General features: G+C 42.1%; 14 protein-coding genes and 1 pseudogene. 9 read left to right on the top strand and 6 right to left on the bottom strand.

Going from position 1 to position 17545, the window contains the following annotated elements; genetic code table 11:
- A pseudogene (locus G563_RS39185) lies at positions 1–196 on the top strand (transposase); the annotation flags it as partial.
- 191 nt (positions 197–387) lie between these two features.
- Here G563_RS39185 and G563_RS0108295 read toward each other — a convergent pair.
- Entirely contained in the window at positions 388–1503 is a 1116-nt protein-coding gene (locus G563_RS0108295; protein ID WP_028664918.1) for a D-TA family PLP-dependent enzyme, read from the bottom strand.
- Positions 1504–1850: 347 nt separating this feature from the next.
- Here G563_RS0108295 and G563_RS0108300 point away from each other — a divergent pair, with 347 nt between their 5' ends.
- Positions 1851–2846, top strand: coding sequence for a ribonucleotide-diphosphate reductase subunit beta (locus G563_RS0108300; protein WP_028664919.1), 996 nt, complete (start codon positions 1851–1853; stop codon positions 2844–2846).
- Positions 2847–3046: 200 nt separating this feature from the next.
- On the opposite strand, the gene G563_RS0108305 is transcribed toward G563_RS0108300, so the two are convergent.
- Positions 3047–3661, bottom strand: a complete 615-nt coding sequence (locus tag G563_RS0108305) for a deoxynucleoside kinase (RefSeq protein ID WP_028664920.1) — start codon at positions 3659–3661, stop codon at positions 3047–3049.
- 275 nt (positions 3662–3936) lie between these two features.
- Here G563_RS0108305 and trhO point away from each other — a divergent pair, with 275 nt between their 5' ends.
- Complete coding sequence (trhO, locus tag G563_RS0108315; RefSeq protein ID WP_028664922.1) at positions 3937–4911, top strand: oxygen-dependent tRNA uridine(34) hydroxylase TrhO; 975 nt, start codon at positions 3937–3939, stop codon at positions 4909–4911.
- Between the two features lie 43 nt (positions 4912–4954).
- Here trhO and G563_RS0108320 read toward each other — a convergent pair whose 3' ends face one another.
- The 3 genes from G563_RS0108320 to G563_RS34010 form a co-directional block, all read right to left on the bottom strand.
- Positions 4955–5452, bottom strand: a complete 498-nt coding sequence (locus G563_RS0108320; protein ID WP_157585176.1) for a hypothetical protein — start codon at positions 5450–5452, stop codon at positions 4955–4957.
- Between the two features lie 86 nt (positions 5453–5538).
- Positions 5539–7053: a sulfatase family protein gene (locus G563_RS0108325; protein ID WP_028664924.1), complete on the bottom strand. Its 1515-nt coding sequence runs from the start codon at positions 7051–7053 to the stop codon at positions 5539–5541.
- Positions 7054–7063: 10 nt separating this feature from the next.
- Complete coding sequence (locus G563_RS34010; RefSeq protein WP_037326202.1) at positions 7064–8245, bottom strand: sialidase family protein; 1182 nt, start codon at positions 8243–8245, stop codon at positions 7064–7066.
- A 289-nt stretch (positions 8246–8534) separates the two neighbouring features.
- On the opposite strand from G563_RS34010, the gene G563_RS0108335 reads away from it, so the two are divergent.
- The gene (locus tag G563_RS0108335) at positions 8535–9353 is read left to right on the top strand and encodes a hypothetical protein (RefSeq protein WP_037326205.1); all 819 of its coding nucleotides are present in this window, start codon (positions 8535–8537) and stop codon (positions 9351–9353) included.
- A gap of 94 nt (positions 9354–9447) precedes the next feature.
- On the opposite strand, the gene G563_RS0108340 is transcribed toward G563_RS0108335, so the two are convergent.
- A complete protein-coding gene (locus G563_RS0108340; RefSeq protein ID WP_028664926.1) occupies positions 9448–10392 on the bottom strand; it encodes a 3-oxoacyl-ACP synthase III family protein in 945 nt (314 codons plus the stop codon).
- Between the two features lie 243 nt (positions 10393–10635).
- On the opposite strand from G563_RS0108340, the gene G563_RS0108345 reads away from it, so the two are divergent.
- From G563_RS0108345 to G563_RS0108365, 5 genes are all read left to right on the top strand, one after another.
- Positions 10636–11598 (top strand): glycosyltransferase family 2 protein, encoded by a 963-nt coding sequence (locus G563_RS0108345; RefSeq protein WP_028664927.1) that lies wholly within the window; start codon positions 10636–10638, stop codon positions 11596–11598.
- Positions 11599–11677: 79 nt separating this feature from the next.
- Positions 11678–13108: a hypothetical protein gene (locus tag G563_RS0108350; RefSeq protein WP_028664928.1), complete on the top strand. Its 1431-nt coding sequence runs from the start codon at positions 11678–11680 to the stop codon at positions 13106–13108.
- 29 nt (positions 13109–13137) lie between these two features.
- Positions 13138–14856, top strand: a complete 1719-nt coding sequence (locus G563_RS0108355) for a hypothetical protein (protein ID WP_157585178.1) — start codon at positions 13138–13140, stop codon at positions 14854–14856.
- 55 nt (positions 14857–14911) lie between these two features.
- On the top strand, positions 14912–15862 hold the full coding sequence (locus G563_RS0108360; RefSeq protein ID WP_037326208.1) for a glycosyltransferase family 2 protein: 951 nt from the start codon (positions 14912–14914) through the stop codon (positions 15860–15862).
- Positions 15863–15900: 38 nt separating this feature from the next.
- Entirely contained in the window at positions 15901–17352 is a 1452-nt protein-coding gene (locus G563_RS0108365; protein ID WP_028664931.1) for an MBOAT family O-acyltransferase, read from the top strand.
- Positions 17353–17545: the final 193 nt, after the last annotated feature.

A 17545-nucleotide genomic window follows, 5' to 3' on the forward strand; every position in this document is an offset into this window, starting at 1 on the left:
GAAAATAAGAGAAAAACTAAATTCAGAAGAAGGAATCAAACATCGAAAACAACGACCCCAAGATGTAGAAGCCACCTTCGGGCAGATAAAATCCAACCACAACTTCAAAAGGCTACGTCTAAAAGGCTTAGCTAAGGTAGAAATTGAAGTTGGGCTGGCTTGTATTGCCCACAATCTGAGGAAAAAAGCCTATAAAGATGCCCCAAAGAACGAAAAAGTGAAAAATAAACCGCAGAAACAGTCGAAATTGCAAAAAACAACCATTTTATCTTTACCACAACAAAAATTTAGACAAAATCAGCCGCTTGCTGCTTAAAATCAAAGAGACCGTCCCAAAATTGCTTTTGAGACGGCCTCTTTTTTTACAATATTTTATATTTTATGGACTTAAACCGTTATTCTTCGTTTGCGTCCAAGCACTTCCCACCTACCCGTTGACTCCTGATTTTCAATCACGTACGCTTCATCATAGAGATTCACCGTAGGACACACATGGTAGGGTACGCCATACAGCACGTGTCCTACTTGGATGCTATCCCAATCCTGCACTTTTATCACTCCATGTTCCTCACTTTGTCCGATAAGTTCGTAGTTTTCCAAATTCAGAAACCTGATTCGGCGGTCTATGGGATTTTCAGCCGCTACTGATTTATGTCCCATATCGACCGTAATAAGCCCCTTCTGAGGTTTGGAGATAACTCGCGTCAGTACCAGAGCTGCATATTCGAAAGGCTGTTCGGAGAGTTTGTCGCCGTATCCCCAATCCCACAACACGCAGGTACCCGGACTACAATACGTCTCTCCATGCAACGCATGTACCGTAAACGAGGGAGTTCCTCCAGCCACTACCAAAGGCTTGGGGAGATTTGAGTTGGATATTGCCTCCAAAAAATGTTCTACATCCACAAACCCACCTTCAACTTCTGCCTTTCTAGCTTCAAAATCAGTGGCTCGGATATGCCCATCATAGATGTGTAGTCCGTGACATTGGAGATGAGGCAGCGAATGCAACTTTTTATACAAATCCAAAATAGAAGCATCAAGCGGATGTCCTGAGCGATCCATGCCGTTGTTGACGTCCAAAAACACATCACTTGTCAACTGAGCCGCCTCAAAAACAGCACTGTGAGCCTCTGCTATATCTTGAGAATCAATAAGAGAAGCAAAGAATACATCAGGGTACAATCTACGCAATGCCACCAAACGGTCGATTTTGGGACCTACCAACTGATGTGCGATTACTACATGTTTGGCCCCCGCAATAGCTGCCATTTCGGCCTCGCCGATAGTCGCACATTTGAATTTGGTGATTCCTTTAGCCAACATCAATTTCACAACTTCGGGCATTTTGTTGGTTTTAATATGGGTATAAAGACGGTCAGCGTCGCCTGCTATTGCGATCATCTTGTCGATATTGTCAATTACCCTTTCTTTATAAATAAGTAAAGAGGGCGAATCAAGCTGCGATTCGTTGCGAAGGTGATACCACTGATTTTGACTCATATTTTTATAGAAGTTGTACTTAATCAAAAATTACGTCTTTAAGTTATTTTTCAAGCTGATGACGAACTAGAAACTATGTTATCGTTTCATTCTATTCTGTTTCCAATTTTTCGTAAGGATATACGCACAGTTATAAATAAACCAAGAACTTTTCAAAAACATCTACTGTATATCAGCACCTTACGCACACACTTTGCTTGTTTTTTCTTATAATTTTGGGATATAAACTGATTTTATACCCAAACACTCCCTCAAAGTTAATAAATTTGTTACGTCAATCGGGCACTTATTCTCCAGTCACATACGTATCAAAGAAGTCCCCATAAATCTTTAAAAACCATTTGTCTATGTCACTTAATTCAGCCGTATTAGAGGAACCTTTGTTGGTTGAAGATCCCCATCGTTTTGTACTATTTCCAATCAAACATCATGATATTTGGCAGTTTTATAAGAATCATGAGGCAGCTTTTTGGACCGCAGAAGAAATTGATTTAGCACCCGACCTTCAAGATTGGGAAAAACTCAATGACGGTGAAAGGCACTTTATTTCGCACGTGCTAGCATTTTTTGCTGCATCTGACGGTATCGTCAACGAAAACCTTGCTGTCAATTTCTTGAAAGAAGTTCAGTATGCCGAAGCCAAATGCTTCTACGGTTTTCAGATTGCGATGGAAAACATCCACTCCGAGACCTACTCTTTGCTTATTGATACTTACATCAAAGACCCTATCGAAAAAGATAAAATGCTCCGCGCTATCGATACTATTCCATGCGTGCAGAAAAAGGCCCAATGGGCTTTGCGTTGGATTGCCAACGGCTCGTTTGCGGAGCGTCTCATTGCTTTTGCCGCCGTAGAAGGTATCTTTTTCTCAGGCTCATTTTGTTCGATATTCTGGCTCAAAAAACGTGGCCTCATGAAGGGGCTATCATTTTCTAATGAGCTTATCTCACGCGACGAAGGTCTACACCGCGATTTTGCTTGTTTGCTTTATACCGATCACATTGTCAACAAGTTGCCAGAAGAAAGCATCTATAACTTAATCAAAGATGCAGTGGCGATTGAGCAAGAATTTGTGACAGATGCTCTTCCCGTGTCTTTGATTGGGATGAATGCCACCCTTATGAATCAGTACATTGAGTTTGTGGCCGATCACTTATTGGTGTCGCTTGGTTTACAAAAAATCTACAATGCCACCAATCCTTTTGATTTTATGGATATGATATCGCTCCAAGGAAAGACCAATTTCTTTGAGAAAAAAGTGGGTGAATACCAAAAAGCAGGTGTCAAAAACTCTACTAAAGAGCGCGAAGCCCAACAACTTAGCTTTGATGTAGAATTTTAATAGAAAACCCTGCCAACGTTTTGAACGTTGGCAGGGTTAAAAAGAAAACGCAGGCAACGTCGCGATAAAAGAAACGCAGGCAACGTTTTGAACGTTGCCTGCGTTGAACGTTACACGTTTATAGAAAACCTTGGGCAACGTCGCAAGAAAAAAAACAGGCAACGTTGCCTGCGTTAAGCATAGGAATGAAAATTGCACGTTTATCGGTATCCCAAGGTCTTGTTCATTTCTTGTATTATAAATCCAAAATCTTCAGGATTGCTTTCAAAATCCAAGTTGTTGACATCGATTGTAAGCAAAGGCCCGTCGATATAATGTTGGGCAAAATTTTCGTATAGTCCATTCAGATTCAACAAGTATTCGTCCGTGATACTCTGTTCAAAATCTCGTCCACGTTTCTGAATCTGACGACGAAGTTTGGGTAAGTCAGCTTTCAAATACACAATTACATCAGGCGCTTGGATGGTATTGGTGATGGTTTCGTAAAGCATCAAGTAGTTTTGATAATCACGAGCTTCCATCATGCCAGTATCAGCTAAGTTTTTGGCAAAAATAAAGGCATCTTCATAGATGGTGCGGTCTTGCACTACCGTCTGATAGTGCATAGAGCGAATCTTCTGCGCTTGTGAAAAACGACTATTGAGAAAGAATACCTGTAAGTTGAACGACCATCTTGCCATGTCTTCATAAAAATCAGCTAAGTAAGGATTACCTTCTACTGCTTCATAAAGTACATCCCATTTGTAGTGTTCAGATAATTTGCGGGCAAGTGTGGTCTTACCTGCGCCAATGTTTCCAGTAATTGCAATATGCATTGGGGTAAAAGATTAACCGTTAGAGTAGATTTGTTTTTAAGATTAGAGTACAATATTGAGACGTATAAATATACGAAAACGACACAAAAATAATCAGATTTTAAGCTTTTTGTTTGAGTTATGACTATCATCAACTTTTGACTGCTGATAAATTTGTATTTTTGCCGGAACCTTATCGTTCTGTTTTATTTTACTAACTAACAGAAAAGCAGAGACAAAGCCTATCCCAACTTGTAGCAATGTCGCTGCTTCCAAATGAATAAAAGTTTTTTGTGATGAAACCATATAGTGTTCTCTTGTATTATCAATACGTGCCCATCGAAGACCCAGAAAGCTATCGAGAAGCTCAGCACGAATTTTGTGTAAAAAACAATCTCCTTGGCCGCATCATCATCGCTCCCGAAGGGCTTAATGGTACGGTTTCGGGCTTAAATGAAGATTGCCAAGCTTATATGCAATGGGTCAAGGAAGACCCTCGTTTTGCCAGCATCGACTTTAAGGTAGAGCACCACGAAGCACACGCCTTCCAAAAGCTTCATGTACGGCTGAAAGAGGAAATCGTCAATTCGGATTTGCCGGTAGACCCGCTCAAACAAACCGGTATTCATCTCGAACCTGCGGAGTTTAAGCAGCTTCTCAAAGAAGACCCCAATCTGGTGGTAATTGATATGCGCTCCAATTATGAGCACAGCGTCGGGAAGTTTAAAGGGGCGATTACCTTTGATATGGAAAATCTCCGCGAACTCCCCGAACATATCCAAGAAATCGAACACCTAAAAGGACAAGGTAAGAAGATAGTGACCTATTGTACAGGTGGTATCAAGTGCGAAAAAGCCAGCGCTTATCTGCTCGACCAAGGTTTTGACAATGTATATCAGCTCCACGGTGGCATCATCAAATATGGTTTAGAAGCCGGTGGAGAGGATTTTGAGGGAAAATGCTACGTGTTTGACAATCGCCTCACGGTAGATGTCAATCAGGTAAACCCTCAGGTGATTTCAAAATGCTACGTCTGCGGCACTCCTTCCGACCGCATGGTCAACTGTGCCAACAATGAATGCAATATCCATGTACCGATGTGCGAAGATTGTGGCTGGAAAATGGAAGGTGCCTGCTCCGAGGAATGTAAATGCAGCCCTCACAAACGCCCCTACAATGGTACAGGCTATTACCCCAAAAAGAGCGACCATTATACGCCGCTGCAAGGTTTAAAAAGCTTCAAAAAGTCGATGAAAAAGACAGAAGCCTAAAAACAACCCTGCCAACGTCTGGAACGTTGGCAGGGTTTAGTTTTCATCCCTGAATCAACTCAAACAGAGCCTTAGCAAAGTCTACTCGTAGGTTTTTATCTGCCAAATCTATGTACAAATCCGAATACACTACATATTGATTTTTGTCTATATCGGTTTTCAAGACAAAATTTAGATTGTGCACTTCAGCCGATTCAACAGTTCTTCTTCCGGCCTTAATCGCCTCTGTGTAATCTGTTGTAGTTACAAAAAGATAACCACCGTTATCAAGTTGCTGAATATGCTTGATAATAAAATCACCCAGCCCATTCTTTGTCATAGCGAGATACGGCTGTAGGGCCGTTGCTACATCTGGATTTTTAATATCTGTTCGTTGCACACTTATATCCAAGGAGTCTGCAAAAGCTTCTCCCACAGCGGGGTCTTTTTTGAGTTGTTTTACTAAGCTGCCCGTCCCAGCTTTTGTTCTCATATTCTGAAAAAGTCGATAGCCTAAATAAACCGCAGCGGCGGAGGCCAGAAGCATTGTTTTTGTAGTCATTGTAGTTGGTAGAGTTTTAAGTTAAGTATTTGCTATTGTAGGTTGTGTATCCCTACCAACGTTTGGAACGTTGGCAGGGGTTAGTATCAAAGCCCTTCTTTTCTCAAAATGGCTTCCGCTTCGGTATCATCGTACTGACGAATCAGTTTTTTCAAGTCTCCCAACAACTGCTGCCTAATCTTCTGATAGGCAGGATTGGCATACTGATTTTTTAGCTCTTCAGGGTCTGTTTTAAGATCATACAGCTCCCAATATTCACCATCATTATAAAACCGAATCAACTTATAGCGATCAGTACGAATCCCAAAATGCGTTTGTACACTGTGCTCGGCGGGATATTCGTAATAGTGATAATAGGTTGATTTTCGAGGTGTTTTACTAAAAAAGGATTGCCCTTGCATGTCTTTGGGCACTGCTACGCCTGCTTCTTCCAAAATCGTAGGCGCAAAATCGGTATTGTTGTGAATTGCTCGGTCGATGGTACCAGGCTTGATGCGTTTAGGATTACGAATCAGCATCGGCATATGATGCGACTCTTCGTACATAAAACGCTTGTCGAACCAGCCATGTTCACCCAAATAAAAACCTTGGTCAGAAGAATAAACCACGATGGTATTGTCGGCCAAACCTGCCTTGTCTAAATAATCCAAAACCCGCCCTACATTGCGATCGAGAGAGAGAATGGTCCCTAAGTAATCTTGCATATAACGCTGGTATTTCCATTCATCAAGCGCACGTCCCGTAGGATTTTTCTTTTTAAAATCAGCCGTTACTTGGTCATAATACGCCAACCATGCCTTACGCTGTGCAGGATTCATTCGTTTTACAAAAGCATCATCGGCGGCATCTACTTTCAAATCCTCTTTCAAACGCATGGTTTTGGTAACGGTCATATCTTGGCGCCCCGCCGCAATGCGTCCTTCGTAGTTGTCATAAAAAGTCTTGGGCAAAGGGAACTTCACGTGGTCGAAAGCCCGCAAATCGCTCGTATCAGGCTGCCAATTTCGGTGTGGACATTTGTGACCAATCACCAAACAAAAAGGCTTAGAAGCATCGCGGTCAGTAGTGAGCCATTGAAGCGCTTTGTTGGTAATCACATCCGTAGCATATCCTTCTTGGCGTACGGTTTTGCCACTCATTTCGATAAAATCAGGGTTATAATACGCCCCTTGCCCCGGCAATACCGACCAATAATCAAAATACTGAGGCGTAACTTGCAAGTGCCATTTACCAATCCAACTGGTCTGATAGCCCGCCGTTTGTAAGTATTTGGGGTACATTGCCTGCCCGGCGTCAAACTGCGTTAGGTTGTCTTTGTGACCGTTTTTATGACTAAACTTACCCGTGAGCAAAGTAGCACGGCTAGGGGCACAGAGCGAATTGGTACAAAACATATTCTCGTACAACGCCCCTTCTCTGGCCAACCGGTCGATATTGGGCGTTTTGATGTACGGGCTCCCATAGGCACTGATTGCCTGCAAAGCGTGGTCGTCCGAAAACAGAATCAGAATGTTAGGACGTTTGTCTTGGGGTTTGAAAGAAAGCAATCCAAGCCCAATCGTCAAAAAAAGCGCACAAAGAGGAAGTAATGTTTTTTGCATCTTTAAAAAATTATTTGACAAGCCACTCATAACTAAATAAAGCATAAACGACTTGGGTATAATCATTTTTTTCGTACAAAACACCAATTTTATTGTCTTGCTGAACCACCAAGTCCGAATAAGCCGCAGGGTCTTCATAAGTCGAGGGGTTGCCATAAATCTCTTTTCCCGCTGACCAGCTCCGCCCGTTGTCGTGACTTACCCTTACCGTTAGGTTTGCTCGTTTGCTTTGGTGATTTAGATTAGAAAAAAGTAAAACGCTTTTACCTTTGGCGGGCCGATACTCAATCATACTCCCTTGACATATAGGGTCGGGCAGGTCTTTCATTATTTTCACTTCTTCCCAAGTCGCACCCCCGTTTTTAGAAAATGCCTGAATTCGATACTTGGCATCCCCCGACTGATTGCGGCAGTTGATGACCACATCGCCATTGGCGGCTTGGGCGGCGGTAGCTTCGTTGCTACTAGGATAAGCCACATCCGATGCAATGCGGAAGGTTTTGCCGTGGTCGTCGCTATAAAAACCATGCGAAATATAGTCGCGGGAGTCTTTTTGCGGTGGCCCTACGGAGTGATTGGCCGCAATAAAAATCCGTCCTTTGTATTTGCCTTTGGTAAGCTGAAGCCCATGTCCTGGCGTGTTGGCATAAGTTCGCCAATCTTCTTTGAACTTATATTTAGGATTGACCTCGGGCTTAGTGGGCTTCGATACCTGCCCAGTAATATTGACTCCTGCCGACCAAGTTTGCCCACCATCGGTGCTGGTTTTGTACCATACCTCACGAAGGGCTTTGCCTTCTCTTACTTCTTGCTCGTGTACGGTACCCGTATTGTAAAATAAAAACAGGCGACCTTGCGGAAATTTTTTGTCGGCAAGATCAAAAACGGGCGCAGGATTTCCAGCTTGGTCGTTGCCATTGTCGGCTACTACTTTCGGTGCACTCCAAGAAGCGCCGTTGTCGGTACTACGTTTCATCACGATTTCGACATCGCCAAAATCCCCGCAGTTGTTGCGACGAGCTTCCACGAAAGCCAGCAAATCGCCATTAGGGGCTTTGACAATGGCAGGAATACGATAGCATTTATAGCCACTCTGACCATTTTGAAATACTACGTTTTCTTTCACTGGCAACTCCCTCACCCAGCCCAAGCTTATCAGCCCCCCCAATATCAACCCTATCACTCCTTTCATCGGTCTATTTATTTTATCTACTTTTCTACGTTCGAGGACTCAAAAAATTTAGTTTGGTATTTTAGCTGCCAAGATATGAATCTTATTGGTTCACAACAAAATACGCTTTCTTTACTTTTTTGGCGATTATGATAAGATTTAATGTTAGAGCATTTGTTTTTTCAGAAAAAATATGATGAATCAAAATTAAATTTTGCTAATCCTCTTTTCACATCTCTTCTCTACCGACGCAACCTGCATGTTTGTTTGTCCGTATGGGCATTAAACAATCAAATCTTCTGTTACTTTCATGAAAAACTTATCCTTATTTCTAAGCCTCGGGGTTTTGTTGCTTATAGCAGCTTGTACCAAAACAGACAACACCCCCACCTTTGACGTGTCACTTAGCCAAACGGCTTTGGGGCAGGTGCTTACTGGTGCTAATGGTAAAACGCTGTATTTCTTTGCGTCAGACATTTCGGGTCAATCCCAATGCACTGGTAATTGCTTGACGAATTGGCCAGTGTTTTACAAAGAATCTCCCACCCTAAGTACTGACTTGGCGACGGCTGATTTTGGGACAATCACTCGCAGTGACGGAACCAAACAAACTACTTACAAAGGTTGGCCACTATACTACTATTCGGGTGATACCAAAGCGGGCGATATAACCGGCGAAAAAGCTAATAATGTATGGTTTGTGGCCAAAACTAACTATTCATTGTTTTTTGCCAATGCCCAATTGGTAGGTAATGACGGTAAAAACTACTTGGCAGACTATACCGTTGGTGATGGTAAGACGGTTTATCTTGTCGATGCCGCAGGCAGAACATTGTATGGATATGTGCCTGATAAAAAAAATACAAACGCTTATACCAAATCTGATTTTAGCAATAACGCTACTTGGCCTATAGCTGAAATCGCAATGCCTAGCAATTTACCTAGCAACTTGTCGGCTAGTGATTTTACGGTAATTGACGTATTTGGTCGCAAACAGCTTGTATTTAGAGGGCATCCTCTTTATTATTTTGGCTTAGATAACAATGCCAAAGGCTCTACTAAAGGGGTGAGTGTTCCTCGCCCAGGAGTATGGCCTGTTTACAATGCCTCTACGGTAGCTTTACAATAGACACAAATTACAAAAGTAAAGTCCCCCTACCAAAAAAGGCTATCTGGTAAATCAGATAGCCTTTTTTGGTAGGGGGTTAAAGACAAAAATATTATTATTTTTCTAGCAACATCGCCCCATAAGAATATCCACCTCCAAAAACAGTAATGATAATACGGTCTCCTTTTTGGAATCGATTCCAGTGTTCTGAGAGTCCAATGGCACATCCTGCGCAGCCAGTGTTGCCAAGATATTGGATGTTGGAAATCAGTTTATCTTCTGGTAAGCCCAGCGTATTCATGACATTGACACTGATACGCAAATTAGCTTGGTGTGGCAGTACATAGCTCACATCTTCTACCGTGAGGCCGCAGCGTTCTAGCACTTCTATGCTGGCTTTGGGCATGTAAGTACAGGCATTGATGAATACATCACGCCCAAATGGCATGATTACGCCTCGCTCGTTGGGGCGCAATACCACGGCTTCGATAGCCTTGCCACTAGTGGCTGCGCCACCAGTCAACAATGCCCTGATTTCCATGTCACCTTCGTGAAGGCGCTCTTTGGTGATGAGCAGCGCCGCCGCGCCATCTCCCCACAAATGCCCTGACACGGTGTCGGTTTCGTTGTAGTAGCCAGTATTGTGCTCGGAGGTAATGACCAATGCTTTGGTGGCTTTGTTCATGGCAAAATAACCCTCCACGATTTCGACGGCATTGAGCAACGACGAACAAGCAGATGAAATAGTGACTACTGGAATATTGGGGATTTCAAGATAATGCTGCACAGCATGCCCCAAAGTCACAATAGTATCATAAGCCGTATAGGTAGCCCCTACTATTAAATCTACTTCTTTGATATCTACTTGAATATTGTCCGTTAAAGCTTTGACTGCTTCTACTCCCATGGTGTGTGAGTTTTCAGCAGAAGCTGCCTTGCGTCGTAATTGGATGCCGGTACGTTGTACTATCCACTCGTCGGAAAGCCCGTTTAATTTTGTAAAATGTTCGTTGTCAACTACTTGTTCGGGTAAATAGTGACCGACCTGATGCAGAAACATGCTATTGGATTCTTTATACCTAACATTTGAGGCCGAAAGTTAAACATTTCCTAGAAATCGTAGTACAGAATATTAAAATCTTTAAATATAATCATGAATATATACCAAAAATATTGGTTTCTTTTTTTCTTATAAGTAATAAAAACAACGCCTAAAGTCTACCCAAAAATAAAATCTATGCCTCAAATAACGTTCGGTTATGGAAAGTGCCGTATTTTTGCCCGATACTGAAAACAATAATCAATGCTGCCTACTAAGTTACTGCTTGTTGTACCGTGCTATAACGAAGAAGAAATACTGGCCAAAACCCATCATACGCTTCGCGACTATTGCGCTCGTTTGGTAGCCGAAAATCAAATTTCACCAGAAAGTAAAATCTGTTTTGTCAACGACGGCAGCCGAGACCGTACTTGGAAAATCATCGAAGCCATTTGCGAAAAAGACCCTACAAGTATTGGGGTCAAACTATCGCGAAATTTTGGGCATCAGAGTGCTATTCTGGCAGGCTTGATGGAGCATATTTCAGAGTTTGACTGTTTTATCACCATTGACGCCGATTTGCAGGATGATATAGAGGCAATCGGCAAAATGATAGTTCAGCACCAAGAGGGAGCTATGGTAGTGTATGGCGTACGCGACGACCGTAGCAGCGATAGCTGGTTTAAACGCACTACTGCTGAATCATTTTACAAGCTTATGCATTGGATGGGCGTCCCTGTGGTATTCAATCACGCTGATTTTAGGTTGATGGACCGTCGTATTTTGGAAGAGTTTCAGAGTTTCAAAGAAGTAAATTTGTTTTTGAGGGGTATCATTCCTTTGATTGGATTCCGTTCCGAAAAGGTTTTTTATAAACGTTTGGAAAGAGAAGCGGGCGAAACAAAATACCCACTTAGCAAAATGCTGCTTTTCGCTTGGAACGGCATCACCTCCTTCAGTACTTTTCCGATGCGATTGGTGCTTTATTTTGGTGCATTCAATTTTTTCATCGCTTTGTTGATTGCGGGTTATATTGGGTTTTCTTATTTGTTTGGAAGCACAGTACCTGGCTGGACGTCTATTGTACTACCAATGACTTTCTTTAGCGGTGCCAATATGATCGCACTGGGGCTTATTGGAGAGTATGTGGGTAAGATATACGAAGAGGTAAAAGGTAGACCACGTTATATTATTGAAAAAATAGTCAAAGATCAAATCCATACTTAAAGCTTTTCCTGCGCTACGCAATGTAGCGATAAGGCAGCCATATCCATTCACTAATCACTGATAACGACTCTGTACTTAAATGTTTAAAACCTTACAAAAACCCATTTTTCAAGACCTTTTCAATGTTGGTTTGTTGGTAGTAGGGCTACTTCCTTTATTGGTACTGTCGTTGTACAATCATCCCTCACCTATTGATGATTATTGCTATATCGATACGGTGTTTAAGTTTGGGTATTTTGAAGCAATGAATGCTTACTATACAGGATGGACAGGTAGGTACTTTGGTATCCTACTCAATCACTCCAATCCGCTTGTGGTCAAGTGGGCAAGTGGTTTCAAGCTTTTGTCTTTTTTATTGATTTTGTGGCAAACATACGTTTTGTACTTACTTGCTAAAGAAGTATTTCCCAAATGGTCAAAGTTGAATATTTGGGGGCTTGTAGGCGGACTTACTTTTTTGTATGTATTAAGAATGTCGAGTATAGCAGAGGCGTTTTATTGGATGGCTGCTTTTGTGACGTACACAGTTCCCAATATCCTCACTCTCACTTGGGTTGTGGTAATGATACGGTGGTATCAACTCCCCCAAGGCACCCTCAAGACCTTAACATCGGTACTAGCCAGTTTTTTGGTTTTTGCGGTCATAGGGAGTAGTGAGACCAATCTCACCATCATCATTTTATTAGTGGTAGGTTGGTGGGGGTATCAGCTCATTATCAATCGACGTTGGGATTGGTTTGCTGTTATTCTTATTGGGGTTTGTGTTTTTTCTTGTTATCTTTTTTTTAGTTCTCCGGGCAATCAGCTCCGTATGAGTGGCAATCCCGAAGGTCGTAACATCCCTTTCTCGGCAATTGAGTCTATCAAAAAATTGATAAAGCTAGGGATAGACTGGGTTTTTCGTACACCTTTGCTTGTATTTTCTAGTTTATGGATTGTATTTTTAAGCAAAACGTTCGGAAATCAACCCTCTAACCGCCTTTTATCAGTACCCTTGTGGGTTGTGTTGATTGCTTATTTTGGAATTTTGTTTGTACAAATTTTCCCCTCTTATTATGGAATTGGAATTGAGCCGGCACCTCGCGTGGTCAATTCCATCTACTTTTTTTTCTTGCTGGGGTGGTTTTATATGTTAGCGGTGATAGTATACCATGTGGTGCAAAAAAACTGGCTAAGTGCCAAAAAATGGTACTTCCCCCCTTCTATCAAGGCTGTATTGGCGTCATTGATTTTAGTAAGTGCTCTTTTTAGTCCCAACTTACGAATGATATACGGTGATTGGCTCAAGGGGAGAGCGGCAGCTTATGATACCGAACTTAAACACCGCTATGCTTTCATAGAGCAAAGTTCTGCTGATACGGTATATGTGGAGCCTCTACATTCAAAACCTCTTTCGCTTTATTTAGACGATGCCAATCCTAATCCTGCTCATCTTTGGAGTCGGTGTATCGGAGGGTATTTTGGGAAAAAAGCAGTTGTACTTAAAACCTCCCACGAGTCTCAACCCTAAATCATTCTATTCACTTAGACATTCATCCATTGAGTTCTAGCAAGCGATATATCATTTTTGCCATTACGTTGGTTCCTATCGTCGTTTTTTACGGCTTTAGCATCAGCTATTCTATCAATGTCCCGTGGTTTGATGACATCGAAAATATCCCTTACTTTTTAGCCCAGTATCTTGATGCTCCCTCGTGGTATGGCAAGGTAGCGGCCTTGCTTCGCCCCAACAACGAGCATCGGGTTTTATCCGCTCGGTTGATTGTTTATTTACAATATCTTTTTACTCATACCATTAATTTCAGAATCCTCAATTTGATTGGGAATTTAACCGTTTTGGGTATTTTTTTGGTGATTTCGCGGGCTTATCTCAAGCACAAAGGCATACTCTATGGATTGATTCCGGCCGCCTTTTTTATATTCAATCTGCAATTTTACAGCATGACCTTCATGACTATCATGTCGTTGCAGTATCAGCTTATCATTTTTGAAGTTTTTCTTAGTTTTTATTTACTCACCAAACCCTCCAAAAGTGCCTTTTTGGGGGCTATTCTAGTGGCTCTAGTAGGTACTTACAGCATGGGAAATGGGGTGATGGGGTGGCCGGCGGGGGCTTTGTTCTTATTGTATCTTGGTCAATGGAACCGTCTCATTGTATGGATTATTACGGGAGCTTTGGCGATTGTAGGTTACTTTTCGGGCTATGCTTTTGTGCAAGGCAATGATGAAGGGTTTATCTATTTCTTTAACCATCCCTTCAAGGTCATCATAGGTTTTTTTGCGTTTACGGGTGGAATTTTGGATTGGTTTCCACGAATTACCTTCGAAAAACGAATGCTTTTACCCGTAATAGGCGGCATCACGATTGTCAGCTTTTTTATTTATTACGTATTAGGTGCGCTCAGTATATCGACGCGCTGGCAACGGATAGTGCCTGCTTTTGCCCGAAAGCATTATAAGCAAAACACTTATTTTCAGCAGCTTTCCCCACAATGGGCTGCCTTTTGGGTGAGTTGTTTTGTATATTTATTTATTAACAGTGCCTTGGTTGTATTTTTTCGTACACGCTTCGATTATCAGTTGGTACTTTGGGCAACCTACAAAATCTATCCTGGCACTTTGATGGCAATGACTTGTTTGCTGAGCTTGCAGATATTTCGCTGGCGGTTACATTCTTTGTTAGTGATTGTGTTTATAGGAATTTCGCTTGTTTCGTGGGCTTCTTCTTATTGGCATTTTGTGCCGCAAGTAACCCAAGATCGCAAGCAACGTCTTGCATTTGCCCTTAACCAACAACGCAACGGTGTAGGCTTGGGGGCCGAAAAAAAGTCAGCTTTTGCGGAGTTTGTAGTTAAAACTTTTGAAAGAAGTAAATCACATGGCTTTTATCAATTTCCTCAGCCGCTCATTTCATCCCAAGAATCTCGGCTTGAAGCGCTATTTCGTGATAGTACTCAACTCAAGACGGGGGTAAACGTGAAGACAGAAATGCTCCCTTATGGCCTCGAAGTATATAACGATTCCTTTGAGTTCGTAAACAGTAAAGAAGAAGGGGTATTTGTGACTTTAACTTCCCCGACTCATTTTTACGTATTTTCAGCAGAACCTCTCCTTCATCGTTCTCGCACCCAAAAAGGTTTCAGGATCAATTGTCCGAAAGGCGTAATCGAAAATGACACCTATCAAGTGGGTCTTTGGGTGGTACAAAAGAATGGGAATCAGCTTTGGAATACCCAACAATCAGTAACCTTTCCCTGATATTCAGTGACTTTTGTCTATTTTTGTTTTTTAACCACAAATCAATCGCTTCCCCTTGAACCTCCCTCAAATTTCAATTGTCGCACCTTTATATAACGAATCGGCGTCTCTTCCACACCTTGTAGAAAGACTCAACCGCCTTATGGATAGCTTGGCTTTGCGTATCGAAGTAGTGCTGATTGATGATGGTAGTCGCGACGATACGTCCCTGCAAATGCGCCAACTAGCGCTTACCGATGCGCGTTATCATTGTGTGTTTTTATCGCGCAATCATGGGCATCAACTGGCCTTGACCGCAGGCTTGGCCGCAGCAAGAGGCACGGAGGCGTTGTTTATCATTGATGGTGATTTGCAGGATCCACCAGAATTGCTTGACGAGTTTTACAAAAAACTTCAAGAAGGATATGATGTAGTATATGCAGTCAGGAGAAAACGTAAAGAAAACTTCATCAAGCGCAGTGGTTATTATTTGTTTTATCGTCTTCTTAAATCTATCTCTTACGTAGATATACCGCTCGATAGTGGAGATTTTGCACTCATCAGCCGTCGTGTAGCGGATATTATGAATCAAATGCCCGAAGAAAGCCGCTACCTACGAGGTATGCGCTCATGGATTGGTTTTAAGCAAGTAGGGATTGAGTACGAAAGAAGTGAACGCATGGCAGGAGAGTCCAAATATTCGTTCAAACAGCTTTTTCGACTGGCTTATAATGGCATTTTTAATTTCAGCGAATTCCCTATCAAATTTATGTCATGGGCAGGAGGGACGGCGATTTGCATTGCATTGATATATTTTATCACGGTGGTGATTAAAAAATTATTTTTTGAAGATATTATTGAAGGTTTTACCGCCTTATTGTTTGTCATTATCTTGTTTAGCGGGGTACAACTCATTGCATTAGGTATCATTGGAGAGTATGTTTTGCGTATCTTTTTTCAGTCCAAAAATCGTCCTTTGTACATCGTCAAAGATGAAATCATTGACAAAGAAAGCGTAAAAAAATAAACTCGTTTTCTTTTGCTCTATTCAAAGAATTATCGGATATGATATTCGTTTCTGTTCAGTTTTTGTTGTTTTTTATTGTTGTAACACTCGCTTATTATAGCCTCCGCTCACGAAGCCGCTGGCTCCTTCTTTTGATGGCGAGCTGTTATTTCTACATGGTCTTCAAGCCCATTTATATTCTGATATTACTGCTTACGATTGTTATCGATTACTTTGCCGGAATTTGGATAGCCAATCATACTGGAAGTCGGCGAAAGTTGCTATTAGTACTGAGCATTGTGACCAATGTCGGAATTTTAGCGATTTTCAAATACTTCGATTTTTTTGCCGAAAACTTCAACGCTATTAGTTGGAAAATAGGTCTCAACTGGAGCTTACCTATTTTGAAGCATGTTTATACCGATTTCATTTTCCCGATTGGGCTGTCGTTTCACACGTTTCAGGCCATGAGCTATACGATTGAAGTATATCGCGGCAATCAGCAGCCTGAGCGGCATTTTGGTATCTATGCGCTGTATGTGATGTTTTATCCGCAGTTGGTGGCGGGGCCGATTGAGCGTCCTCAAAATGTATTACATCAGTTTCACGAAAACCACCCTTATGACTGGGAAAACGTAAAAGCGGGCTTGATGCGAATGGCTTTTGGTTTTTTCAAAAAATCGGTAGTAGCCGACCGCCTCGCTCTCATGGCCGACCCTGCCTACTTTGACCCTACTCATCACAATGGTCTGACTCTCTTGGTCGCTACTTTTTTCTATACTTTTCGGATTTATTGTGATTTTTCGGGCTATTCTGATATTGCCTTAGGCTCAGCCCAAGTGATGGGCTTCAAGCTGATGGAAAACTTCCGAACGCCTTATTTTTCGAGGTCGATTGGAGAATTTTGGGGACGTTGGCATATTTCGCTTTCTTCTTGGTTTAGGGATTATTTATATATCCCTATGGGCGGAAATCGGGTGCCAGAAGCAAGGGCTTATTTCAACCGATTCACGGTTTTTATGGTGAGTGGACTATGGCATGGTGCTAGTTGGAACTTTATTATTTGGGGATTTTTGCACGGCTTATACTTAGTGGCAGCTGCCATTCGTGATAAATTCCTCAAACGTTGGAATATCACCCTCCCCCAAACCACTTGGTATGGTTATTTGCAAGTAGTTCTTACATTTTTGCTGGTCATGTTTACGTGGGTATTTTTTGCAGTAGGCGACCGCCCCGACCTTACCGTAGGAGAAGAAGTAAGGAGTTCCTTTTTAATTCTCAACAAAATCGCTCACTTATCATTGTCGGATACCCTTCAATCGGTGCTCAATACCACCGAGATGTGGTTTTGTATGTTGTTGATTCTATTCTTATTAATAAAAGAACACTACGTATTACACATTCCTACCCGTAAAGACTCTACATTTTGGGTTCTTTTCATTGGTCTTACGATTGTCACTTATTTCTTTGGGGTATTTGGTTCCAACCAATTTATTTACTTCCAGTTTTGACCAAACAACGCAGGCGGCCTTCAGAAGGCCGCCTGCCTTACTCCACCAATTTTTCCCTGCCAAAATCGCATTCCTTTAGTGAAGCTGGGCATAGCCAAGCATCGTTTTTTGACATAACGCTGGCAACGTTCAGAACGTTGCCAGCGTTTGGTTACACCAAACAACGCAGGCGGCCTTCTAAAGGCCGCCTGCG

It is taken from the genome of Runella zeae DSM 19591 (assembly GCF_000423565.1).
GTDB classification, from domain to species: domain Bacteria; phylum Bacteroidota; class Bacteroidia; order Cytophagales; family Spirosomataceae; genus Runella; species Runella zeae.

Coding starts and splice junctions, on each gene's coding strand:
- G563_RS0108295 (WP_028664918.1), bottom strand. CDS start 1,503: ATGAGTCAAAATCAGTGGTATCACCTTCGCAACGAATCGCAGCTTGAT.
- trhO (WP_028664922.1), top strand. CDS start 3,937: ATGAAACCATATAGTGTTCTCTTGTATTATCAATACGTGCCCATCGAA.
- G563_RS0108365 (WP_028664931.1), top strand. CDS start 15,901: ATGATATTCGTTTCTGTTCAGTTTTTGTTGTTTTTTATTGTTGTAACA.
- G563_RS0108305 (WP_028664920.1), bottom strand. CDS start 3,661: ATGCATATTGCAATTACTGGAAACATTGGCGCAGGTAAGACCACACTT.
- G563_RS0108335 (WP_037326205.1), top strand. CDS start 8,535: ATGAAAAACTTATCCTTATTTCTAAGCCTCGGGGTTTTGTTGCTTATA.
- G563_RS0108350 (WP_028664928.1), top strand. CDS start 11,678: ATGTTTAAAACCTTACAAAAACCCATTTTTCAAGACCTTTTCAATGTT.
- G563_RS0108300 (WP_028664919.1), top strand. CDS start 1,851: ATGTCACTTAATTCAGCCGTATTAGAGGAACCTTTGTTGGTTGAAGAT.
- G563_RS0108320 (WP_157585176.1), bottom strand. CDS start 5,452: ATGACTACAAAAACAATGCTTCTGGCCTCCGCCGCTGCGGTTTATTTA.
- G563_RS0108345 (WP_028664927.1), top strand. CDS start 10,636: ATGCTGCCTACTAAGTTACTGCTTGTTGTACCGTGCTATAACGAAGAA.
- G563_RS0108340 (WP_028664926.1), bottom strand. CDS start 10,392: ATGTTTCTGCATCAGGTCGGTCACTATTTACCCGAACAAGTAGTTGAC.
- G563_RS0108325 (WP_028664924.1), bottom strand. CDS start 7,053: ATGCAAAAAACATTACTTCCTCTTTGTGCGCTTTTTTTGACGATTGGG.
- G563_RS34010 (WP_037326202.1), bottom strand. CDS start 8,245: ATGAAAGGAGTGATAGGGTTGATATTGGGGGGGCTGATAAGCTTGGGC.